At 64.0% G+C, this 21,524-nt stretch carries 20 protein-coding genes and 1 pseudogene; 11 read left to right on the plus strand and 10 right to left on the minus strand.

Features of this window, described 5'->3' with window-relative positions; genetic code table 11:
- The first annotated feature begins 194 nt into the window (after window positions 1–194).
- Window positions 195–443, plus strand: a complete 249-nt coding sequence (locus NATGR_RS02190; protein ID WP_005576434.1) for a hypothetical protein — start codon at window positions 195–197, stop codon at window positions 441–443.
- On the opposite strand, the gene NATGR_RS02195 is transcribed toward NATGR_RS02190, so the two are convergent.
- The 4 genes from NATGR_RS02195 to NATGR_RS02210 form a co-directional block, all read right to left on the minus strand.
- Window positions 379–1,836: an LVIVD repeat-containing protein gene (locus NATGR_RS02195; protein ID WP_005576432.1), complete on the minus strand. Its 1,458-nt coding sequence runs from the start codon at window positions 1,834–1,836 to the stop codon at window positions 379–381. The two genes, NATGR_RS02190 and NATGR_RS02195, sit on opposite strands and share 65 nt — an antisense overlap.
- A 434-nt stretch (window positions 1,837–2,270) precedes the next feature.
- Window positions 2,271–3,248, minus strand: coding sequence for an ROK family protein (locus NATGR_RS02200; RefSeq protein ID WP_005576431.1), 978 nt, complete (start codon window positions 3,246–3,248; stop codon window positions 2,271–2,273).
- A gap of 394 nt (window positions 3,249–3,642) precedes the next feature.
- Window positions 3,643–4,107, minus strand: coding sequence for a universal stress protein (locus NATGR_RS02205; RefSeq protein ID WP_005576429.1), 465 nt, complete (start codon window positions 4,105–4,107; stop codon window positions 3,643–3,645).
- Window positions 4,108–4,179: 72 nt separating this feature from the next.
- Entirely contained in the window at window positions 4,180–4,650 is a 471-nt protein-coding gene (locus NATGR_RS02210; protein WP_005576427.1) for a dCTP deaminase/dUTPase family protein, read from the minus strand.
- 101 nt (window positions 4,651–4,751) lie between these two features.
- On the opposite strand from NATGR_RS02210, the gene NATGR_RS02215 reads away from it, so the two are divergent.
- Together NATGR_RS02215 and NATGR_RS02220 are read left to right on the plus strand one after the other, a co-directional pair.
- Window positions 4,752–6,050 (plus strand): M20 family metallo-hydrolase, encoded by a 1,299-nt coding sequence (locus NATGR_RS02215; protein ID WP_015233240.1) that lies wholly within the window; start codon window positions 4,752–4,754, stop codon window positions 6,048–6,050.
- Window positions 6,051–6,095: 45 nt separating this feature from the next.
- A complete protein-coding gene (locus tag NATGR_RS02220) occupies window positions 6,096–6,773 on the plus strand; it encodes an O-methyltransferase (protein ID WP_005576424.1) in 678 nt (225 codons plus the stop codon).
- Here the strand turns inward: NATGR_RS02220 and NATGR_RS02225 are convergent.
- On the minus strand, window positions 6,758–7,198 hold the full coding sequence (locus NATGR_RS02225) for a hypothetical protein (protein WP_005576422.1): 441 nt from the start codon (window positions 7,196–7,198) through the stop codon (window positions 6,758–6,760). The genes NATGR_RS02220 and NATGR_RS02225 overlap by 16 nt on opposite strands.
- 575 nt (window positions 7,199–7,773) lie before the next feature.
- Between NATGR_RS02225 and hemG the strand changes: the two genes are divergently transcribed.
- From hemG to NATGR_RS02255, 5 genes are all read left to right on the plus strand, one after another.
- Window positions 7,774–9,081 (plus strand): protoporphyrinogen oxidase, encoded by a 1,308-nt coding sequence (hemG, locus tag NATGR_RS02235; RefSeq protein WP_005576418.1) that lies wholly within the window; start codon window positions 7,774–7,776, stop codon window positions 9,079–9,081.
- A gap of 48 nt (window positions 9,082–9,129) precedes the next feature.
- Window positions 9,130–9,558, plus strand: coding sequence for a nickel-responsive transcriptional regulator NikR (nikR, locus tag NATGR_RS02240; RefSeq protein ID WP_005576416.1), 429 nt, complete (start codon window positions 9,130–9,132; stop codon window positions 9,556–9,558).
- Window positions 9,559–9,618: 60 nt separating this feature from the next.
- Entirely contained in the window at window positions 9,619–9,993 is a 375-nt protein-coding gene (locus NATGR_RS02245) for a cupin domain-containing protein (protein WP_005576413.1), read from the plus strand.
- Window positions 9,994–10,233: 240 nt separating this feature from the next.
- A complete protein-coding gene (locus NATGR_RS18660; protein ID WP_015233241.1) occupies window positions 10,234–10,644 on the plus strand; it encodes a hypothetical protein in 411 nt (136 codons plus the stop codon).
- A gap of 143 nt (window positions 10,645–10,787) precedes the next feature.
- Entirely contained in the window at window positions 10,788–11,939 is a 1,152-nt protein-coding gene (locus tag NATGR_RS02255) for an acyl-CoA dehydrogenase family protein (protein WP_005576409.1), read from the plus strand.
- A 115-nt stretch (window positions 11,940–12,054) separates the two neighbouring features.
- Here the strand turns inward: NATGR_RS02255 and NATGR_RS02260 are convergent, their stop codons facing one another.
- Window positions 12,055–14,028 carry a 3-hydroxyacyl-CoA dehydrogenase/enoyl-CoA hydratase family protein gene (locus NATGR_RS02260; protein WP_005576407.1) on the minus strand — a complete coding sequence of 658 codons (1,974 nt, stop codon included), beginning with the start codon at window positions 14,026–14,028 and terminating at the stop codon, window positions 12,055–12,057.
- 115 nt (window positions 14,029–14,143) lie between these two features.
- On the opposite strand from NATGR_RS02260, the gene NATGR_RS02265 reads away from it, so the two are divergent.
- Window positions 14,144–15,295, plus strand: coding sequence for an acyl-CoA dehydrogenase family protein (locus tag NATGR_RS02265; RefSeq protein ID WP_005576405.1), 1,152 nt, complete (start codon window positions 14,144–14,146; stop codon window positions 15,293–15,295).
- Between the two features lie 35 nt (window positions 15,296–15,330).
- On the opposite strand, the pseudogene NATGR_RS02270 reads toward NATGR_RS02265, so the two are convergent.
- Together NATGR_RS02270 and NATGR_RS19185 are read right to left on the minus strand one after the other, a co-directional pair.
- Window positions 15,331–16,516 (minus strand): annotated as a pseudogene (locus NATGR_RS02270) (IS630 family transposase).
- Between the two features lie 258 nt (window positions 16,517–16,774).
- Window positions 16,775–17,008 carry a hypothetical protein gene (locus NATGR_RS19185; RefSeq protein ID WP_015233242.1) on the minus strand — a complete coding sequence of 78 codons (234 nt, stop codon included), beginning with the start codon at window positions 17,006–17,008 and terminating at the stop codon, window positions 16,775–16,777.
- 147 nt (window positions 17,009–17,155) lie between these two features.
- Between NATGR_RS19185 and NATGR_RS02280 the strand changes: the two genes are divergently transcribed.
- Together NATGR_RS02280 and NATGR_RS02285 are read left to right on the plus strand one after the other, a co-directional pair.
- The gene (locus NATGR_RS02280; RefSeq protein WP_005580034.1) at window positions 17,156–17,899 is read left to right on the plus strand and encodes a helix-turn-helix domain-containing protein; all 744 of its coding nucleotides are present in this window, start codon (window positions 17,156–17,158) and stop codon (window positions 17,897–17,899) included.
- A gap of 237 nt (window positions 17,900–18,136) precedes the next feature.
- The gene (locus tag NATGR_RS02285; protein ID WP_005576394.1) at window positions 18,137–20,677 is read left to right on the plus strand and encodes a heavy metal translocating P-type ATPase; all 2,541 of its coding nucleotides are present in this window, start codon (window positions 18,137–18,139) and stop codon (window positions 20,675–20,677) included.
- A gap of 66 nt (window positions 20,678–20,743) precedes the next feature.
- On the opposite strand, the gene NATGR_RS02290 is transcribed toward NATGR_RS02285, so the two are convergent.
- Both NATGR_RS02290 and NATGR_RS02295 read right to left on the minus strand, forming a co-directional pair.
- Window positions 20,744–20,962 carry a hypothetical protein gene (locus NATGR_RS02290; protein ID WP_005576392.1) on the minus strand — a complete coding sequence of 73 codons (219 nt, stop codon included), beginning with the start codon at window positions 20,960–20,962 and terminating at the stop codon, window positions 20,744–20,746.
- Window positions 20,959–21,480, minus strand: a complete 522-nt coding sequence (locus NATGR_RS02295; RefSeq protein ID WP_015233244.1) for a metal-dependent hydrolase — start codon at window positions 21,478–21,480, stop codon at window positions 20,959–20,961. Before NATGR_RS02295 ends, NATGR_RS02290 begins: the two co-directional genes overlap by 4 nt.
- Between the last annotated feature and the right edge of the window lie 44 nt (window positions 21,481–21,524).

The following is a 21,524-nucleotide window of genomic DNA, read 5'->3' on the forward strand; positions in this document are numbered from 1 at the left end:
GCGACGCTCTCTCGGGCTTCGCGGAATCTTCGATTCCGCTTAGCTTCGATGAAAAGCACTCCTCCCTCCGTTCCGAACGCACAGCGTTCTCCACATCGGTCGTCGGCCCGCTCGCTCCCTGTGGTCGCTCGCGGTGAGCTTACAGGGAACGCCGGTCTTTCTCCGAGTCGGGCAAGCAGCCGCTTTGCGACTGCTTGCCGCTCTTTGTAAGCCCTGTTTTCTGTCCTGTCTCTGATTTCGGCGTCGAACTCGTCGGCAAAGAGCTATACCGCCCGCTCGAGAACCTCGCGTTCCCGGCCCGGATCGAGTCGGCGGTCGGCTCTCCCACGTTCTTCGACCGACGCGACTTCCTCGAGGAACGCGCGGACAGGTTCCCGGTCAGGAGCGCCGACGCCGGTCTCGAGAACGTGATCGGCGACCGACTGCTCGCCGTCTTGCAGTAACGCTCAGCGACGGGTCGCGGGCTTTCCTGTTCCCGTCGGCATCACCGGCGTTGCCCGTCTCCGAACGTCCAGTTGGGGTCCCGCTTTCGCCCTCGGGAACGGCGGTGTCGGGCTCGAGCAGCGATGGCGGCTCGGTCTGCTCGCCGGCGGCAAGCGGGAACGTGTACAGTGCTCCGTCGGTCGGTGCGTTGGGGATCGCGGGCGTGCTACTCGCAACGAACGTCTCGCCCGGTTCGGCGACGCGAGCGGTCCAGAAGCCCGCAGTCTTGGGATCGCGCCACCACGCGAGTGCTCTCGGCGACGTGGGATCACTCACGTCGTAGACGTTCACTCCGCCGCGGTACCACGACGAGTAAAGCACTCCGTCCCAGAGCTCGAAGTTGTGGGCCGTCGTCCACAGGCCGGCCTCGTAGCTCTCGTCGACCGCAGCCGGTGGCTCGATCGAACCCTGCAGTTCGGGAGCGGTCGACTCACTCACGTCGTAGAGGTCGATCCCGCCCGGCCCGTCCGGTTCCGCGCCACCGGTCGCCCACGCCTCTCTACCGACCGCGAGGAGGTCGCCCGTCTCGTCGACTGCGGCGTAGTGGTCGTTGCCCGGCAACCCAAGACGCGCCTCCGTGTCGTCTTCGATCTCGAGAGTCCGTTCGAGTGTCGTCTCTGCGACGTGCGAGAGGGACGCGGGCGTTCCGGGATCGGAGACATCCAACAGGTAGGTGCCGGCGTTCCAGTGAGCGAGATACGCGACGTCGTCGTGGACGTAGACATCGTGGAGATACCGGGTACGCCAGTCGACGTCTTTCCAGCCAGGGTCGCGCTCGGCGAGCGACCAGCGCCCGATCTCTTCGATCCCGTCGCCGACGTTGTAGACGACCAGGGGGTTCTCGGAGCGTCCGTTTGCGACGACGTAGAGGATCTCGCCCTCGAGATAGCAGTTGTGAATGTGAAACCCAGTCTCGTACGGCTCGTCGACGGGTTCGGGATCGCCGGGGTCGCTGACGTCGTAACAGACGAACCCGTGAAACGGATAGTTCGAACTCTCGTTTGCCGGCCCTGGGACCACCAGCCGGTCGCCGTCTACTTTGACGTCTAAAATCTCGAGGAGTGGATCGCCGTCGACCTCGATGCTGGCTTCCTCGAAGCGAAGGGACGGGTCGGCCGGATCGCTGACGTCGACGACGGCGAACCCGGTCGTCGTGGCGAGATAGACCGTCTCGCCGGCGTCGCCGACGACGGCCTCGGCGGCTCCGTCGACCGCAACCCGGCCGAGCGGTTCGTACGACTCGTCACTGTCGGCCGTCGCAACCGGGCTGTCGGCGGTCGAACTCGCCAGGACCGAGGTGGAAAGGCCAAGAGCGAGGGCGCCACTCCGACGAAGGAGCGTTCGTCGTCGCATACACTCCTCGACGGGTCGACCGACCAAATAGGTCGGGCAGCTACAGTAGCCACTGCACACCAGCTCACACGACACCTGTGCGATCGGTGGCCCGTAGTCGCAGTTGGGGCGATACTGTCGTTTCACCCGCCGATGGATCGATCCCACTCGTGTGTGCCGGTGCAACCCATCGGTTCAGTGACTCATACTGTCGGACAGAACGATTGTGAGAATTCGCCGCTCCCGTCTGGCGAATTCTCTTCATTGACTTCTGTCCGACAGTATCACTAGTACTCCGCCAAGCGTCGACTGCTGAGTGAACCCAGACGACCGCATTCGGTTTCACTCACCCGTTCAGGCTTGCCAAAGCACTAGTACCGTCCCAACCGTCGACTGACGGGTCGAATCGAGCCACACCGCCAGATTCGACCCATCAGTTCAGGCTTGGCCCGCCACTATGTCGTGAACTTTCGACGATCACCAGTTCCGCCCGTCATCGCACTCGCGAGTGCGCCCTCGAGGACGACGTCGTCGCCGTGGTCGGTGACGCGAAACTCGGGGACGTTGTTCAGCAACATCTCGGAGACGCGCTCGCGGATCGGGTCGACGACCAACTTCTCGTTGTAGAGTGCAACGGCACCGCCGAAGGAGACGACGAGCGGCGCGAACGACTGGACGACGTTCGTGACACCGAGTGCGTTCCAGTGGACGAGTTGCTCGATCGTGTAGTCGGCCAGTTCGTCCTCGCCCGCCAGTTCAAAGACATCTCGCGCCGTGAACGCGGGGTCCTCGAGCGGCAGACTCGTCTCGATCGTCGGGTCGTCTTCGGCGAGTAGTCGTGTGTACTCGGGGATGCCGTTGCCCGAGCAGTAGGCCTCCCAGTGGCCGTCGTGGCCACAGCCACAGGTCAGGCGACCGCGCGGGTCGACGACGGTGTGGCCGACTTCGCCCGCGTTGCCGTCCCAGCCGTCGAGAATTTCGCCGTCACAGCAGACGCCTGCGCCGATCCCCGAGGAGATCGTGATGTAGACCATGTCGTCGGGGTTGCGATCGGCGTGGAACCGCTCGCCGATGACGCCCGCGTTCGTGTCGTTGTGGAGGTAGACCTCCTCGCTGTCGATCAGTTTCTCGATCGGACCGGTGAGCGGAATCCGGTCGATCGAGTCGGGGAGGTTGGCCGGGTCGATCACTGCCCCTTCCGCGAGGTCGAACGGACCGATCGAGCCGATCCCCGCCGCCTCGATCCAGGTGGGTTCGATCCCAGCGTCATCACAGGCCTCGCGAAACGTCCGGAGGACGCCTTCCGTCACGTCGATTCCGGTGGGTCCGCGTGGCGTTTCGTTACGACTGACACCGATCGTCGTTCCGTCGTCGTCTCCGACGGCGGCCCGTACGTTGGTCGCGCCGAGGTCGACGCCGGCGTAATAGACCATCCTACCCGAACGGACACCGCCAGCGTACTTAACTACCAAGATACGACTCGGAGCCGAGTACTGTTCTACACACTCGAGGCCGCTCACCGCCTGCGAGCGAGTGGGCGACGGTCGAGAGGCGACGAGTCGACCGACACCTGTGCTCGTGTGGATTGCGCTACCGATCTAGTACTCCGCCAAGCGTCGACTGATAAGTGAACCCAGACGACCGCATTCGGTTTCACTCATCCGTTCAGGCTTGCCAAAGCACTAGTACTGTCCCAACCGTCGACTGACGGGTCGAATCGAGCGACACCGCCAGATTCGACCCACCAGTTCAGGCTTGGCCCGCCACTAGCGGTGCAACCGCCGTCTGGGTTGCGGTTGCGCCGGAACCGACGGACCGTAAACCGTCTCACTCCATGACATCCAGGTCTCGGTAGTACGTGACGGGACAGGGCGACTGCAAGAGGATATCCTGTGACACCGACCCGAGAACTGCCTTCTCTGCCGGCGATCGCCGCCGCCCGCCGAGGACGATTCGGTCGGCGTCGACCGCCCTGGCCATGTCGACGACCTCGTCGCTCACGTCGCCGAGAGCACCGCGAATCTCGTAGTCGACGCCTGCGTCCTCGAACCTGTCGACGAGGTCGCCGACTGGCGGCCGATTCTCGGCGACTTCGTCGGGGTCGACGTGTTCGACGCGTTCTTCCAGTCCGAGATCGTCCCGGAACTCCTCGTACTCGTGGTCGGTGAAAGCGTGGCCGATCACGACCGACGCCTCGAGTGGTTTCGCGGTCTCGAGGACGGTCTCGGCGAGTCCGTTCGCACGAACCGTGTCCATCGGGCCGACGGCCAGCAAGATCGTATCAATTGCCATGTGCTGACATATCTGGACCGACCAGCATAAGTATTCACGTGCGTGCAGAATTTCGAACGGTGTCGACTCCGGTTACGGTGACCGGTCGAGTTCGTCGGCGGCGTCGACGCGACCGATCGCCAGCAGCGTCGAGATCCGTGCGTTCTCCTTGATCTGGACACCACCGTCGGCGACGGTCAGCGGGATCAGTGGGAGGTGTGAGACGACCTGCATCGACGGGTGGGAGACGCCACGGGCGAGCAGGTCGTTTCGCGGCTGGAGGAAGAGTGGCTCGTCGAGGTCGGTCAGGAACTCGTTGTGCTGGAGGACGTACTGTCCGCCCTCGAGGTGCCACCAGCCGAACTCGTCGTCGGGGTCGCGAAGTTCCGTATCGACTGGCTCGAGGTCGGCGTCCTCGAGTTCGTCGCCGCCGAAGTCGACGCGGCCGGGACCGGCGACCTCGTATATCGCACTCGCTGTCAGGTCGATGCCGTGTTCGTGGGCCTGTGCGGGTTCGTACACCAGGTTGTCGACGTAGTCGGCGAGCGGATGGTCGGCTGACATTCGGTGTGAACTGACGGTTCGAGACGGTAAAAAACGTGGCGTGTTCCGTCGGCGCTGCCGGGACGGGAACGCGTATTCCGTCGGACGACGAACGTGTACGTATGAGTGAGAACGCGAGGGGGGACGGTGGCGGTGCCGGGCGAACGCTCTCGGTCGACCGTGATCGGCTCCGGTCGGACGTCGAGCGAAACGCCGAGTTCGGCGCAGTCGAGCCACCGGAGGCGAACGCACACGGACGAACCGTCCTGACGGGAACCGAGGCGAACCGACGCGCCCGCGACTCCCTCGTCGAGCGACTCGAGGACGCCGGACTCTCGGTCTCGGTCGACGCCGTCGGCAACGTCCTGGGCACGTGGACGCCGGAGTCGGCAAACCCCGATGCCGCGCCGGTCGTCGCCGGGAGCCACCTCGACTCGGTCCCCGAAGGTGGGATCTTCGACGGACCGCTCGGCGTCTACGCCGCCCTCGAGGCCGTCCGCACCCTGCAGGAAGCCGACGGCGAACCAGCGCGTCCGGTCGCCGTCGTCTCGTTCACCGAAGAGGAGGGCACTCGCTTCGGCGGCGGCCTGCTCGGCTCCGGGGTCGCGACCGGCCATCGGACAGTCGAGGACGCACTCGCGCTGACCGACGACGAGGGCACGACCCTCGAGGAGGCACTCGAGTCCATCGGCTACCGCGGCGAGAGTCGTCTCGAGCCGTCCGACTGGGATTCCTTCCTCGAGTTGCACGTCGAACAGGATACGCGTCTCGAGGAGCGAGCGGTGCCGGTCGGCGTCGTCACGACGATCACAGGTATCCTTCACGCGGACGCCCGCTTCGTTGGCGAGACGGACCACGCGGGGACGACAGGGATGGCGGACCGGACGGACGCTCTCGCGGCCGCCAGCGAGTTCGTTCTCGAACTCGAGCGGGCGGGCCGGGAGTTCGCGGGCGAAGACGGAACCGCGGTCGCGACCGTCGGAAAGAGCCACGTCCGACCGAACGCGACCAACGTCGTCCCCGGCGAGGTCGAACTCGGCGTCGACGGTCGCGACGTCGAGGCCGAGACGATGGATCGACTCCTCGAGCGGGCACGGAAGTGTCTCGACTCTCTCGAGGCCGACCGCGGCGTCGAGACCGACCTCGAGATCGAACTCGAGGTCGCGCCGGCGCCGATGACCGACCGCTGCCGGGAGGCCTTGTCGACGGGTGCCGACGCTGCGGGGGTCGAGTCGGTGTCCCTGCACTCGGGTGCGGCCCACGACACGATGTACGTCTCGCGGGTGACCGACGCCGGAATGCTGTTCGTCCCTTCTGAGGACGGGCTTTCGCATACGCCGTTCGAGTGGACCGACTGGGGGGACTGTGCGACGGGTGCTCGCGTGCTCGCCGAGGCGATGACCCGTCTCGCGGACGACTGACGCTCGGTCCCGGAACTTGATACGTTGGCCGGTCTATGCTTACACATGGTCGACGTCCTCAGCGACGAGATCGAGCAGTTCGTACGGACCGTCGGACCCGACCCCGACGAGACGCTGTCCGAGATGGACGAGTACGCCCGCGAGCACGGGTTCCCCCACGTCGGGCCAGAGGTCGGCGGCGTCCTCCGACTGCTGGCGCGGCTGACCGACGCGAGGCGAATCTTCGAGTTCGGCTCCGGCTACGGCTACTCCGCGTACTGGTTCGCCGAAGCCCTGCCCGAAGACGGCGAGATCGTCCTCACCGAGGTCGACGAGGACGAACTCGAGATGGCACGCGGCTACATGGCCCAGGGCGGCTACGACGACCTCGCGTGGTACGAACTCGGCGACGCGCTCGAGACGATCGGCCGGTACGACGGCCCGTTCGATGTCGTGCTGATCGACCACCAGAAACACCGGTACGTCGAGGCCTTCGAGGCGATCAGGGAGAAGGTGCCAGTCGGTGGCGTCGTCGTCGCGGACAACGCCATCGCTGCCGGCGTCATCGAGTTCGACAAATTGCAGGAACTGATCGCAGGCGACGCCACGGCGGCCGAGATCGACGCCAACGATCACACGGAAGGAATCGCCGACTACCTCGAGCACGTGACGACGGCCCCAGCGTTCGAGACCGTCCTGTTACCGCTCGGAGAAGGGATCGCGGTCAGCTATCGCGTGGAGTAGTCTGACGTCTCGGCCTCGACGTGGGCACCTGCCGAGGTGCCGTACTCGCGGGCTGCGAGGAACGCGGTCGAGCCACAGGCCGTCAGGAACGTTCCCCACGTGATCGCCGAAAGCGAGAGGACGATCGTTTCGTCCGGACCCGGTACCGCCGTGCCGACGGTTCCGAGCCCGACGGCGTGCAGTCCGGCGACCGCGAGGAAGGCGATCCAGAGAGCGAGAGAGAGTTGTGCGAGCGTCCGCCGAGTGACGGCTTTCGCGTACCGCGCGAGTGTGTAGACGCCGCCGATCGCGACTGCCGTCGCCACGAGCGTCGGCACGGTCGCATCGATAGTTGTGGTCGCACCGCCCGCGACCGCAAAACAGGCAAACGATACGGCGAGCAGGAGTCGATCCGAACTGGTACTGGCGTGGATCACGGCGTGCACCGCCTTGCCGGCAGGTGTAGGCGATCGGATATATAATTGTTGGTCGACCCAGCACCGATCGGGAAGCCGAACCGGCTGGCAGGCGGTGCGATCCCTACCGACTCCAGACTCCTGGTTCCGGCTCTGACGGTTCTGGCCGGTCGCTCGTTCTCGTCTCGTGCTTCTCGAAGGTTTCTCCCGCCGTGACAGGCGACCGCTGGCCGTCGGACTACGAGACACTCGTTCGTCCGAGTGTGGGTCCGACGGGGGGTCTCGAGTGACTGGGTCTCGAGCCACTCGAGCAGCGTCATCAGTTGCTCGGTCGCCGTGCGAGCGGCCGGGGGATCACGTTCGTCGGTCCTCCGCCAGGTGCGGCTCGGGCTGTTCGGGCGATGCAAGCGACACACCGGAAGGCGACTCTTCGGCCGTGTGCTCGCTTTCAGTCACGTCTCGCGGGGGAGAGACACGCGAGTCGATCCACGCCGCAGATCAACGCGTTGTCCGGTCGTCGATCGACCGTTCGATCGGCGTCGACGAGGATGTCGGCCAGGCATCGAAACGAGTATGTGGTCGTGGTCGAACACTCGAAGTAACGCATGTCCGACAGTACTGGCGCGTCGACGTCCGACGAACCCACGAGCGTCGGCGTCGTCGGTGCCGGGATCACTGGCCTCGCGCTCACGCACTACCTCGCCGAGCGCGGTCTCGACGTCATGACCTTCGAGTCTGGCTCCGAACCCGGCGGGATCGTGCGCTCGAGTCAGATCGACGGCCGGGTCCTCGAGTACGGCCCCCAGCGAGCTCGGCTCGTCCCGGAGATCGAAGCGTTGGTCGACGAGTTGGATCTCCGAGACGAGCTGGTGGTGGCCGACGACGATCTCCCGCTGTACGTCTACGCCGACGGGCGACTCCGGGAAGTTCCCCGTTCGCTCTCGACGTTTTTCCAGACGGACCTCCTCTCCTGGCGTGGGAAGTGTCGCCTGCTCGTCGAACCACTGACCGCACCCGGCCAGCCCGACGAGCGAGCGGCCAGTCTGTTCGCCCGGAAGTTCGGCCTCGAAGCCTACCGCAACGTGATCGAACCGTTGTTCGGCGGACTCTATGGCTCCGATCCGGCCGATATGCCCGCCGAACACTCCCTCTCGCGACTGCTCGCACTCGAAAAGCGGAAGGGATCGCTCCTGCGGCCGGCCGTCGATCGGTTGATTCGTGGCGGAGAGACGCCGCCCCCCATCTCGTTCGACTCGGGGCTCCAGGCGCTTCCCGAGGCACTGTACGAGGCTCATCGCCTGTACGTTCACCTGAACACGACGGTCAGTTCGATCGAAACCGACGGGGACGGCTACGCCCTCTCGGCCGGCGGTCGAACCGTCACCGTCGACGAAGTCGTCGTGACCTCGACGGCGTCTGGAGCAGCGACGATTCTCGAGAGTCTCGATGGGCCGACCGTCGCCCCGCTGCGGGAACTGAACTACAACTCGCTGGTGCTCGTCTTCCTCGAGGCAGACGCCCAGACCGAGGGCTTCGGTTACCAGGTCAGACGTGACGAGGCGCTGTCGACCCGTGGTGTCACCTTCAACGATAGCCTGTTCGACCGCGATGGGATCTACACCGTCTATCTCGGCGGCACATCTGACCCCGGTGCAGTCGACCGATCCGAGGAGGAACTCGCCACATTGGCTCGCCAGGAGTTCCAGACGGTGATGGGCGTCGACGCCGACGTCGTCGAAATAACGAGGCTGCCCGAGGTAATCCCAGCGTTCGACACCTCGTGGGCGGCTCTCGAAACCGTCTCTCTGCCCGACGAGATCACGCTCGCGGGCAACTACACGTCCCGCCTCGGCTTCCCCGGCCGGTTCCGGCAAGCAAAACGGATCGCCGACCGACTCGCCGCGGAGTCGTGACCGCTGCCTATGATAACTCTTAATAGCTAGACTGGGCCGAGTTATTACATGGCAGTCGTCAGCGTCTCGATGCCCGACGAACTTCTCGAGCGACTCGACCAGTTCGCCGAAGAGCACGGCTACACCGGCCGAAGCGAGGTCGTCCGGGAGGCCTCCCGAAACCTGCTCGGCGAGTTCGAGGACACTCGACTCGAGGACCGCGACCTGATGGGGATCGTCACGGTTCTGTTCGACTACGAGACCACAAGCGTCGAAGAGCGGATGATGCACCTCCGTCACGAGCACGAAGAACTCGTCGCCTCGAACTTCCACAGCCACGTCGGCGACCACTACTGTATGGAGTTGTTCGTACTCGAGGGCGAACTCGAGGACATCTCGACGTTCGTCGGCAAAATTCGTGCGACCCAGGACGCGTTGACGGTCGATTACTCGGTCATCCCGGTCGACGACTTCGATCCGATCGCCCAGGGCCGATAAGACAGTGGTAACGTCTGACGCGAGAGCCTAGTTTTACTGCTCTCCTCCCGAAGGAAGAGTATGAGCTATCGAAAGGTCAACTACGAGGACGTCGACCAGGTCTCGAGCGCCATGCACTTCCTGTCGGACCCGCTCGAGACAGCGCAGGTCGGCGTCACCGTCGCGCGTTGCGATCCGGGCTGGAAAAGCAAACCCCACGACCACACTGACAACGACCACGAGGAAGTCTACGTCCTCATCGAGGGTGAGGCGACGGTCGTGGTCGACGACGAGCCGGTCGAGATGGAGGCTGGCGACGCCCTCTCGATCCCGCCGGAGGCGACCCGCCAGATCAGAAACGGTAACGGGGAAAGCGCGTTCGTCCTCGTCAGCGCACCGAGCATCGCAGACGACGAAGGCGATGACGAGTGGCTCCTGTCTGGATTCGCAGGCTGAGTCGGCTGTCTTTCCCGTTCGAGCTCGGTAGACTCTCGTCCGCAGTCTCGCCTCACGTGTCGTTTGGCGACGACCGGGCGACGACCGGGCGACGTCCGGACGGCGACGCCGCTCGAGCCCGTGAAAGCGGTCGGGATCGTTTAGTGACTCGCCGTAGACCCCGGAGGTAGGTGGGTCTTCATCTACTCGAAACACCACGCCGGCGTTTCTCTCGTCGTCGCGGCCGCACTGACAGCGTTCCTGTCTCCGGCGTCCCTCTTCGGGTACGACGTTTCACCCGTCGCACTGGTCGCCTACGGCACCGTGATCGGCGTCCTGATCGACCTCGATCACTTCCTCATCGCGCGTCTCAAAACGGGGCGATGGGACGCCGTTCGGTTCTGTCTGCAGAATCCGCGAGCCGCGATCACAGACCAGCATCGGATCTTCGACCGCGGCGACGTCGGCGTGCTCTCCCGGCTCCTGAGTCACCTCCTCATCGTCGGCCTGGTGGTTCCAGTACTCGCGCTCGAGAGCGTCGCTCTCGCCGTGGTAACTGCGGGCGTCCTCTACGTCCACGTCCTCACGGACGTCGCCTGGGACGCGCGCCGCGTAGAGCAGCAGGTCGACGACGCGGGAGACGAGACGGAACTGGTACGGGCGCTGCGGTGAGCGTCGGTTGCTCGGCTCGGATTGTGGCGTGGCCACGACGGCTCGAGTCTCGCCGCCGAGGGCAGAAGACCGCTCGACGCGACCTCGGTTGGCCCCACGCATGGAGGCACCGATTATATTCCGTCAGCCGCGTTTCAACAGATATGGAACCACTCGACGATACCATCGTTCCGGAGCACGCACGCGAGATCAAAGCCGAGGCCCGCGAGTTCGCCGACGAACACATCCGGCCGAACGCCGAGGAGTACTTCAGTTCGGGCGAGTACCCACACGAGGTTCTCGAGGCCGGTCAGGAGGCAACCCTCGTCGCCCAGGACATCCCCGAGGAGTGGGGTGGTCGCGGGCTCGAGTTGCCGGAGTTGCTCGCGGTCACCGAAGAGTTCTACCGGGCCGACGCGGGTATCGCGCTGACGCTGCAACTCGCGAGTTTCGGCTGCGAGCTGATCTACGAGTATGGCAGCGACGAGCAGTGCGAGGAGTACCTGCGGCCGGTCGCGGAAGGCGACCAGCTCTCGGGACTGGCGGTCTCGGAGCCCGAGACCGGCAGCGACCTCGCAGGAATCGAGACACGCGCGAGGAAGGAAGGAGGCGAGTGGGTGATAAACGGCGAGAAGTACTGGATCGGAAACGGCGTCGAGGCCGACTGGATCACCCTCTACGCCCGCACTGGCGACGACGAGGAGAATCGGTATGGCAACCACTCGATGTTCATCGTCCCGACCGACGCCGACGGCTACGAGGCCGAACACATCCCCGAGAAGATGGCGATGCGTGCCTCCAAGCAGGCCCACGTCGAGTTCGACGACTGCCGCATCCCCGAGGAGAACCTGATCGGCACCGAAGGCGCGGGCTTCTGGATGCTCGCGGAATTTTTCAACCACGGCCGGGTCGTCGTCGCGGGCCACGGACTCGGCATCGCCGCGGCCGCCCTCGAGGAAGCCTGGGCGTTCACCCACGGCCGCGAAGAGTTCGGCCGGACGATTTCGGAGTTCCAGGCCGTCCAGCACGGCCTCGCCGATATGTTACTCGAGTTCGAGAGCGCTCGAGCACTGACCTGGCGTGCCTGCGAGAAAGTTCAGGACGGTGAGAACGCCGGCTACTGGGCCGCACTGGCGAAGACGAAGGCGACCGAGACGGCCGTCGAGGTCTCCGAACAGGGAATGCAGTTCCACGGCGGCCGCTCGATCCTCGACGACCGGCGGATCGCCCGCACCTATCGCGACGCCCGCATCCCAGTCATCTACGAGGGGGCAAACGAGATCCAGCGAAACCTGATCTACGGGCAGGCACAGTAGCTTCGCTGGTAGCGGTAAACGTCGACGGAAGAAAGAGAAAAACGAGTCGCTTACTTGCCTTCGAATTCGGACTCCCCTCCGACCGACTCGCTGCGCTCGTCTTTCGACGTTTGCTTCACTTCCCCTCGAATTCGGGGTCGCCATCCCCCATGAAAGCCGTGATGCCCTCCATGAGATCGTCGGTCGCCATCAGGTGGCCGAACGCCGAGGCCTCGTACTCGAGGCCAGCGTCGGTGTCGTCGCGGCCCGCGAGGAAGGCGCGCTTGGTGAACTTCTGGGCGATTGGCGGCCCGCCGGCGAGGTCGGTCGCCACCTCGAGCGCGCGGTCCTCGAGGTCGTCGTTGTCGACGACTTCGTTGACGAAGCCGTACGCTTCCATCGTCTCGGCGTCGTAGCGCTCGGCGGTGAGGATGATCTCCTTTGCGCGGCCCTCGCCGACGATGTGCTTGAGTCGCTGGGTGCCGCCCCAGCCCGGAATGAGACCGAGGTCGAGTTCGGGCTGGCCAAACTCCGACCGCTCGCTGGCGACGCGCATGTCCGCACAGGTCGCCAGTTCCATGCCACCGCCGAGACAGTAGCCGTCGATGCCGGCGACGACGGGCATCTCACAGGACTCGAGTTCGCCGAAGGCCTGCTGGCCCGCACGCGAAAGCTCCTGGCCCTCGATCGGGTCGGCACCACTGCCAGCCATGCTCTGGACGTCAGCACCGGCGGAGAAGGCTTTGTCGCCCTCACCGGTGACGAGAATCGCACGGACCTCGTCGTCGTCCTCGAGCAGGTCGACTGCAGTCGAGAGCTCCGCGAGCACGTCGTCGCTGATCGTGTTCATCCGGTGTGGCCGGTCGAGGACGACGTGGCCGACCATGTCGCCAGGGTATTCGATGCGGATGACCTCGAAATCGACGCCGTCGTCGTCCTCGCCGGTCTCGTAGAAGCCACCTTCGTCGGCACGGTCCGTGAGGAAGTCGGCGGGCTCGTAGCGTTTGTGGCCCGTCTCCTCGTAGGCCTCCTCGAGAGTGGCGTGGAGTTCCTCGAGGCCGTATTCGTCGACCAGCTTGACAGGGCCGTCGGGGAAACCAGCGCCGAGCTGGACGGCCTCGTCGATCGATTCGGGCGGCGCGACGTCGTTGCCGATCAGTTTCGCGACCTCGTTTGCCATCGAAGCCAGCAGCCGCTTCTCGACGAGTTCGGCCTGTTCGTCGGTCGGGATGTCGACGCCCTCGCCGTCCTCGTAGTCGTAAAAGCCCTTGCCGGTCTTCTTGCCGAGTTCCTCGTTCTCGACTTTCTCCTCGAGCAGGGGCGCAGGCTCGTAGGCGTCGCCGAGTACCTCGTGCATGTACTCGAGGACGTGGTAGCTGACGTCGTTACCGACCTGGTCACCGAGTTCGAAGCTGCCCATCGGGAGCCCCATTCCGTACTTGGTGGTCGAGTCGACCTCGGCGATGGTCGCCTCGTCTTGGGTGACGAGCCAGGAAGCCTCGTTCATCAGGGGAACGAGAATACGGTTAACGATGAAGCCTGGCGCATCCTTGTGGACGCGAACCGGTGATTTGCCGAAGTCGTCGGCGAGGGCCTCGACGGTGTCGAGAGTCTCCTCGGCGCTTTCGCCACCGGAGATGACTTCGACCAACGGCATCCGGACCGGCGGATTGAAAAAGTGCATGCCACAGAACTGTTCGGGGCGGTCCGTGACCTCCGCCAGTTCCGTAATCGAGAGGCTCGAAGTGTTCGTCGCAAAGATTGCACGGTCAGGGGCGTGTTCTTCGACGTCGCCGTAGACGTCTTTCTTGATCTCCATCTTCTCTGGGACGGCCTCGATGATGACGTCGGCGTCCGAAACCGCCTCCTCCATGTCGACCAGTGGTGTCACCCGTTCGAGGGCGGCGTCGGCCTCGTCCTCGCTAAGCTGGTCGTTTTCGGCGAGTTTGCCCAGCGACCACTCGATCTGGTCGTAGCCGTCCTGGACGAACTCCTCTTTGATGTCGCGCATGTTCACGTCGTAGCCAGCCATGGCAGCGACTTCCGCGATACCGTGACCCATGTTACCTGCACCGAGAACTGCGACGGTGTTGATGTCTTCGAACTCCATGGACAAACATGCGATGGGGACCTGTTTGAACGTTTCCCTATTTCGTAAAGCAAACTACAATTTGGTTTATATCTGGTTACAAAGGTCTTTATCGATCGCTCGGTAACGATTGTCTATGGAATTCGGACTCACCGAAGAGCAAGAACAGATTCGCGAGGAAATCCAGCGGTTCGCGGAAAACGAGATCGTCCCCGTCGCCGGCGAGTACGACACCGAGGAAAAGTACCCACACGAGGTCGTCGACAAAGCCGCCGAGATGGGACTGACCGGTCCCTACATCCCGATGGAGTACAGCGGAGCCGGCTACTCGATCCTCGACACTGCGATCATCACCGAGGAACTGTTCTCCTACGATCCCGGTATCGCGCTGTCGATCGTCTCCACCTCCTTCGGCTGTGAGGCGATCATGAACTTCGGCACCGAAGACCAGAAAGAACGGTTCCTCGAGCCCGTCGCACTGGGCGAGAAGATCTCGGGTGCTGCGATCTCCGAACCCGACACCGGCTCGGACGTCTCTTCGGTCTCGACGCGGGCCGAGAAAGACGGCGACGAGTGGGTCATCAACGGCAACAAGATGTGGATCACCAACGGGACCGTCGCGGACTTCCTTGTCGTCCTCTGTGAGACCAACCCCGACGCCGAAGGCCGATACAACGGCTTCAGCCAGCTCATCGTCGAAACCGACCGCGACGGCGTCAAGACCGAAAAGATCACCGGCAAACTAGGCATCCGCTCGTCCGACACGGCCGAAGTAATCTTCGACGACGTCCGCGTCCCCGAAGAGAACCTCGTCGGAACCAAAGACGCCGCGTTCATGCAGCAGATGCAGTTCTTCGACGAAACGCGCGTCGCCGTCGCCGCACAGGGCGTCGGTATCGCGAAAGGTGCGATCCGTGCGTCCCTCGAGTACGCACAGGACCGCGAACAGTTCGGCAAGTCGATCTCCGAGTTCCAGGCGATCCAGCACAAACTCGCCGAGATGGAGACCGACACCGAAGCCGCTCGCAACCTGACCTACAAGGCCGCCTGGAACGTCGACCAGGGCGGCGACGTCACCAAACTCGCCTCGATGGCCAAAGAGTACGCCTCCCGCGTCGCCGTCGACGTCGCCGACGAAGCCGTCCAGATCCACGGTGGGGCCGGCTACGTCGACGACTTCCCCGTCGAACGCTTCTACCGCGACGCCAAGATCACCCAGATCTACGAGGGCACCAGCGAAATCCAGAAGAACGTCATCGCCCGCGAGATGCTCGGCAAGGGCTTCTAGAGACGAAGTTTTGCTCTGCGAGCGCGGCTTAATGATTAAGATAACTTTTGCAAATATGGACTGGGAACTGGTCGATCCAAGACTTGGCGAATCCAAGTCGATCGGTGAGGGTGTTGAAGAGACGGCGAGCGAGAGTGCGGAACGCGCTCTCGCTCGCCACGACGATTGGTGAAGCATTCCGTTTGAGCACTTTCCAGACCTGCTCGATTGGATTGAGATGCGGTGAACCGACCGGAAGAAAGACGAGATCGATACCGAGTTGATGTGCGCGCTTGCGCGTGTGCTCACAGATGTGAGACGGTTTACTGTAAGTCATTTCCGGCACAACCGCGACCCGGGCGGCGGTTGCGCCGGTAAATCGTTACAGTAATCCGTATGAGACGAGAAGTCGTCCAAGACGAGCAGAATCCGCGTTCCCGGATTCTGCTCGCGGACCTCCTCCAATAGGGCACAGATGTTCTCTTTCGATTGATCTTCAGGGAACGTCAGGACACTTTCGCCGGTAAGCGTATAGCACCCGACCGCTGGTTCGTCAAGCTTCACCAGCGGTCGTTCCAGTGTCGGATCATCGACGTACCACAGTCGATGCGAATTGTCGTATGGTTGCGGGTGAGAAGCGTCAGAAAAACCGACGACAGTTCCCCCATCTGTACAAATATCGTCGTCGAGGACCCAGCCTTCGTCCTCAGCATCAGGACGCTTGTTATGTGCTGTCTCTGGTTCCTCGTCGAACGCGTCTGCGACGCGTTCTTCGAGGATTTCATCGGCGTTTTCTGGCCGGGAGGGTCGTTTGGGACGTGGTTTAGCGTAGGAGAGTCCGAGATTCCGGAGGAATCGGCCGAGATAATCCGGGTGGTACTCAACATCGAACTCTTCGTCCAAGAGTTGATGAACTTCTTGTGCTTTCCAGGGTTGTCCCTCTCGAAGAAGTTCTAGAAGACGCTCTTGTTCCTCGTCACCGAGCTTCGGGGGCCTTCCGCCCCCGAAGTTCGGTGTCAACTGACCCAGCCCGCCATCGTTCCATCGACGTGCCCAGCGACTTCCAGTCGACGCAGATTTCCCAACGTCGTCGGCTGCTTCTTCGTACGTTGCACCCTTGTAGAGACGTTTGACAAAGGTGAGCCGCTTGACGACCTTTGGATCGTCTGCTTCGTCCAGCAGACGATCCAACTCCTCCTCGCTCAGATGACGAACGAGCTCGCCTCGCCGGTCTCCTCCCATTACCCCGTTCGTCTTAGCCCACGCCCAAAACTTCTGTCACTCATTACGCTCCGCTCAGATTCGATCAAAAGCACCTCTCCTTTCCCTCCAGCCGCGTGAACGCGGCTTCCGGGTCAGTCGTCGACCCGCTCACGGCTCCACCTCGAGTCGTGTGAGCACGATCGTCGCGGCGTCCACGAGGTCGGCGGTGAGACGGTACTGGCCGGCCTCTTGGACGTCGACGGCGAACGAGTCTCCCTCGACGTCCCCGCCGTCGACCTACACGTGTCGCTGCTCGTCGGGATCTCTCACGGACACCGCGTCGACGACGGTCGGACGAAAGCCGGTGGCCTGCTCGACGGTGAACGTGACGACCTCCGCCTCCGCGTCGTGGTCCCCATTGGCGACCGTCTTCACTTCCGGAGCGTCGGGACGGCGATCCGGCGCTCGCTGGACTGCGTTACAGCCAGCGAGGGTGGCTGGCAGGGTCGCAAGGAACGTTCGGCGATTCATTCGGCAGCCATTAGCAGGTAAATATAGATAGTTTGTGGGTCAACGGCAGTGAAAATAGTCGCCGCAACGTCGCCGTCTGCGTCGCAGCCACGATTCTCCGCTGCGACGCCGGGAGCGTTTTGCCTCGCCGAACCGTACGGGAAATCGATGAGAGAATTCGTCTTCGCCCTCGAGTACGAACCCGGAACGAACCCGGTCGCGGACGTGCTCGCCGCCTATCCCGACGCGTCGATCCGATCGCTGTCGTGTCACGTCACAAAAGATAGCCTCTGGCGCGTCGATCACGCAGAGGGGGCAGACGAGGCCCTCGAGAAACTCGAGTACGCCTACGAGCACGCCGACTTCTTCGCGGATTGTCTCGTCAAAGACGACTGCGGTGCCGACTGCGACGTCCAAGTGATCGATCGGTCGAACGGGGCGCTCGTGGTCTACACCTACTGGGATCGGACCGATGTCTGTACGTCGGTTCCCCACGTTGCACTCGAGGAACTCGGCGAGGGACTGCTGTTCGAAACCTATCGCGAGGGACGCCGCTATCGGTGGCGGATCGTGCTCGGCAACGGAGCACCGATCCACGACTTCTTCGACGCGCTGGGCGACGAAGTCGGCGACTGTACCGGAATGGAGATGCTTCGGTTGACGGAGCTCGATCCCGATCGGACTGCTCCGAACGTCGAGGGGACACTCCCCGACGAACAACGCGAAGCACTGCACGCGGCGGTCGACCACGGCTACTACGAGACGCCACGGCAGATCGATCTCTCGGAACTGGCCGAAGAACTCGACATTCCACGGTCGACGCTTTCCTACCGACTTCGGCGTGCCGAGGCCGAACTCGCGACAGCCTTCGCTGCGACAGACGATTCACTCGAGCAACTGGCACGGCTCTAGTACCGTCCCAACCGTCGACTGACCGGTCGAATCGAGCCACACCGCCAGATTCGACCCATCAGTGCAGGCTTGGCCCGCCACTAGTGCTTTGGCAAGCCTGAACGGATGAGTGAAACCGAATGCGGTCGTCTGGGTTCACTCAGCAGTCGACGCTTGGCGGAGTACTAGCGTAGGCCGACGCCACGTTTGGCGCACGCCAAACAAGCGGTATGCTCCCGCAGTCGTTACTCGAGAGTGATGAGTGAGTTGTCTTCCGAGACGCCGGACTCGAGTCGTCGACTCGAGCTTCTGGTGCCCGAGATGGACTGTCCTTCCTGTGCCGGGAAGATACGCAAAAGCGTCGAGGCGCTCGAGGGCATCGACGAGATCGAACCACGAGTGACGAGCGGCCGCCTGGTCGTCGACTACGATCCGACGGTCGCCACTCCCGACGAGATCCGAGAGCGCGTTCGAGCCGCAGGTTACGCGATCGAAGCTGCAGGCGGCGAGCTCACGCTGTCGGTCCCCGAGATGGATTGTCCCTCCTGTGCTGGCAAGGTCGAGAACGCACTCGCCGCCCTCGAGGGCGTTGGCGGAATCGAGACGCGGCCGACGTCGGGTCGCGTGACGGTGTCGGTTGCGGCGGACACCGACTCGGAGACGCTCGTCGACGCCGTCGAAAGTGCAGGCTACGACGCGACGCTGCTGTCGGACGACGGTGACCCGCTCTCCGAGAAGCAGGCGGTCTGGCGGAGTCGCCGGGCCGTCGGGACTGCCGTCGGTGCCGTCCTCGTGACCGCCGGAATCGCGCTCGAGTTCGTCGTTCCCGGAATCGACCCGCTGCTGGGAACGATCGCGGGACGGGAGTACGCGCTTTCGCATGTCCTCTTTATCGTGGCTGTCGTCGTTGCCGGAACGCCGATTCTGCGCAATGGCTACTACTCGGCGCGAAACCGGAGCCTGGACATCGACTTCTTGATGACCGTCGGCATCGTCGCCTCCGTCGCGGCTCACCATCCGTTCGAGGGGGCGTTGCTTGCGGTGTTGTTCTCGGTCGCGGAGTTACTCGAGCGGTTCTCGATGGACCGTGCCCGGGATTCGCTGCGGGAACTGATGGATCTCTCGCCGGACACCGCGACGGTCAAACGCGACGGGGGTGAGGAGACGATCCCCGCGGACGAACTCGTCGTCGGCGACGTGGTCGTCGTCCGACCGGGCGAGAAGATTCCCGCGGACGGGATCGTCCGCGACGGCGAGAGTGCGGTCGACCAGTCCCCGATCACGGGCGAGAGCGTCCCCGAAGACAAAACCGAGGGCGACGAGGTGTACGCCGGCACGATCGCCGAATCGGGCTATCTCGAGGTCGAAGTCGAGAGTGCGGGAGACGACTCGACGCTCGCCCGGATCATCCGGATGGTCGAGGACGCCGAACGCGAAAAGACCGAACGCGAGCAGTTTATCGACCGGTTCGCGAGCGTCTACACGCCGATCGTGGTTGTGCTCGCGGCCGCGGCTGCGGTCGTGCCGCCGCTTGCCTTCGGCGCGTCCTGGAGCTACTGGTTCGTCGTCGGCCTGACGCTGCTCGTGATCTCCTGTCCCTGCGCGCTGGTCATCTCGACGCCAGTCAGCGTCGTCTCGGGGATCACGAGCGCCGCCCGCAACGGCGTCCTCATCAAGGGCGGACGCCACCTCGAGGCGGTCGGCGATAGCGACGTGCTCGCGGTCGACAAGACGGGGACGTTGACCGAGGGCGACCTTTCGGTGACCGACGTGATTCCGCTCGAGGGGGCAGACGAAGCCGAGGTCCTCCGGCGTGCGAGTGCAGCCGAACGACGCAGCGAGCACCCGATCGGTCAGTCGATCGTCGGCTACGCGGACGAACAGGGAGTCGACGCCGACTGCGAGGTCGGCGACTTCGAGGCGTTGACTGGCAAAGGCGTTCGTGCGGAAATCGACGGCGAAACCCACTACGTCGGCAAGCCCGACTTGTTCGACGGCCTCGCGGACCTCGAGCACGTCCACGTGACGACCGACGGCGGCGTTGCACTCGAGTCGCTGGGATACGAGACTGCCTCGAAATGTAATCGTCCGGGCTGTCTGGACGTGGTTGCCGACGTCGTGCCGAAACTCGAGGCTGAGGGGAAGACGGTCGTGATCGTCGGCTCCGAGGACGGACCACTCGGCGTGATCGCCGTCGCCGACCGCGTTCGGCCCGAAGCCGAGTGGGCCGTCTCCCAACTGCAAGACCAGGGGGTTCGCGTCGTGATGCTCACTGGCGACAACGAGGGCACCGCGCGAGCGATCGCGAACGAGGTCGGAATCGACGAGTACCACGCCGAACTCCTGCCGGAGGAGAAACTCGAGTGGATTCGACGACTCGAGAACACCGAGGACGACGAGGACGGTTCCCAGGACGACGCCCACGTCGCCATGGTCGGCGATGGGATCAACGACGCACCCGCGCTGGCGACCGCGACCGTCGGAATCGCGATGGGCGCTGCGGGGACCGACACCGCACTCGAGACGGCCGACGTGGCGTTGATGGGCGACGATCTCACCCGGCTGCCGTACCTCTACGAACTCTCGGGGAAGGCAAACGGCGTCATCCGGCAGAACATCTGGTCGAGCCTCGCGGTGAAGGCAGTGCTCGCTGTCGGCGCACCGTTTGGCATCGTCACGGTGATCCACGCCGTCGTCGTCGGCGACATGGGGATGAGTCTGGGCGTGACGGGCAACGCGATGCGACTCGCGAACGTCGAGCCGGAGACACCCGAAGCGATAGCCGAGATCGAGCGGTAACTCGAGCGGCGACGACTAGGTTGTAAATCCGCTCGGCTCGGTCTCCCGGCTCGCCTTGAACGCCGATCACTCGACTGCCACCGTGCCGGGCACCAATCCCGTCCCGACCACGAGGTCGAGCAGTTCTCGATTCGGGTAGCCCTCCATCCCGAACGTTCCTCTCACGAGTCTCGTCACGACGACGAGTAGCACGATCACCAGCCGAATCGGGATCGGCCGGGCCGGACTCTCGAGTCCTCTGTAAGCGGAGTCCACGATGGCGAACGCGATCATCGTTCCTGTCACGGTCGCACTCGTTCGAGTCCTGGCCGCCCGTCGTGCCACCACAGCGCGAGTCCGGCGACGAAGATCACTGCCTCGAGCCACAGCGTCGTCGCCTCGAGCCCCAGTCCGGGCACCGTCCCCAGCGGTTTGACGCCGCTGTACTCGGGCATGTACGTGACCGGCCACAGGAGAAAGCCGAGTTCGTGGTAGTCGCCGGCCAGAACGTGCCAGGGGACATCGGTCGCGACGTGGGACCCGTATCCGATCGCGACGGCGACGCCGAGGCGTTCCCGTCCGTGGCGTCGAGCGACGAGCCACACGATAGCGACGAGGGGAATCGCAAAGAGCAACGAGTGACCGACCGTTCGGCCGACCGGCATCACTCCCGCGTGGTACAGCGGTTGATCTAGCAGGTCGGGGAAAGCGGCAGCGACGATCGCTACTGCTGCCGGGGTCGATGCTGGTGGCTCGCCGTCGGCCCATCGGGCATAGACCGCGTAACAGAGATACCCTACCACCGGGTGGACGATCGGTTGCACGGCCGACTCTACGGCGGCGATCGCCCTAAATTCCCGGACGGAAC

Source organism: Natronobacterium gregoryi SP2 (assembly GCF_000230715.2).
Classification (GTDB): Archaea; Halobacteriota; Halobacteria; order Halobacteriales; family Natrialbaceae; genus Natronobacterium; species Natronobacterium gregoryi.

Coding starts and splice junctions, on each gene's coding strand:
- NATGR_RS02195 (WP_005576432.1), bottom strand. CDS start 1,836: ATGCGACGACGAACGCTCCTTCGTCGGAGTGGCGCCCTCGCTCTTGGC.
- NATGR_RS02200 (WP_005576431.1), bottom strand. CDS start 3,248: ATGGTCTATTACGCCGGCGTCGACCTCGGCGCGACCAACGTACGGGCC.
- NATGR_RS02205 (WP_005576429.1), bottom strand. CDS start 4,107: ATGGCAATTGATACGATCTTGCTGGCCGTCGGCCCGATGGACACGGTT.
- NATGR_RS02210 (WP_005576427.1), bottom strand. CDS start 4,650: ATGTCAGCCGACCATCCGCTCGCCGACTACGTCGACAACCTGGTGTAC.
- NATGR_RS02215 (WP_015233240.1), top strand. CDS start 4,752: ATGAGTGAGAACGCGAGGGGGGACGGTGGCGGTGCCGGGCGAACGCTC.
- NATGR_RS02220 (WP_005576424.1), top strand. CDS start 6,096: ATGGTCGACGTCCTCAGCGACGAGATCGAGCAGTTCGTACGGACCGTC.
- hemG (WP_005576418.1), top strand. CDS start 7,774: ATGTCCGACAGTACTGGCGCGTCGACGTCCGACGAACCCACGAGCGTC.
- nikR (WP_005576416.1), top strand. CDS start 9,130: ATGGCAGTCGTCAGCGTCTCGATGCCCGACGAACTTCTCGAGCGACTC.
- NATGR_RS02245 (WP_005576413.1), top strand. CDS start 9,619: ATGAGCTATCGAAAGGTCAACTACGAGGACGTCGACCAGGTCTCGAGC.
- NATGR_RS02255 (WP_005576409.1), top strand. CDS start 10,788: ATGGAACCACTCGACGATACCATCGTTCCGGAGCACGCACGCGAGATC.
- NATGR_RS02260 (WP_005576407.1), bottom strand. CDS start 14,028: ATGGAGTTCGAAGACATCAACACCGTCGCAGTTCTCGGTGCAGGTAAC.
- NATGR_RS02265 (WP_005576405.1), top strand. CDS start 14,144: ATGGAATTCGGACTCACCGAAGAGCAAGAACAGATTCGCGAGGAAATC.
- NATGR_RS19185 (WP_015233242.1), bottom strand. CDS start 17,008: ATGAATCGCCGAACGTTCCTTGCGACCCTGCCAGCCACCCTCGCTGGC.
- NATGR_RS02280 (WP_005580034.1), top strand. CDS start 17,156: ATGAGAGAATTCGTCTTCGCCCTCGAGTACGAACCCGGAACGAACCCG.
- NATGR_RS02285 (WP_005576394.1), top strand. CDS start 18,137: ATGAGTGAGTTGTCTTCCGAGACGCCGGACTCGAGTCGTCGACTCGAG.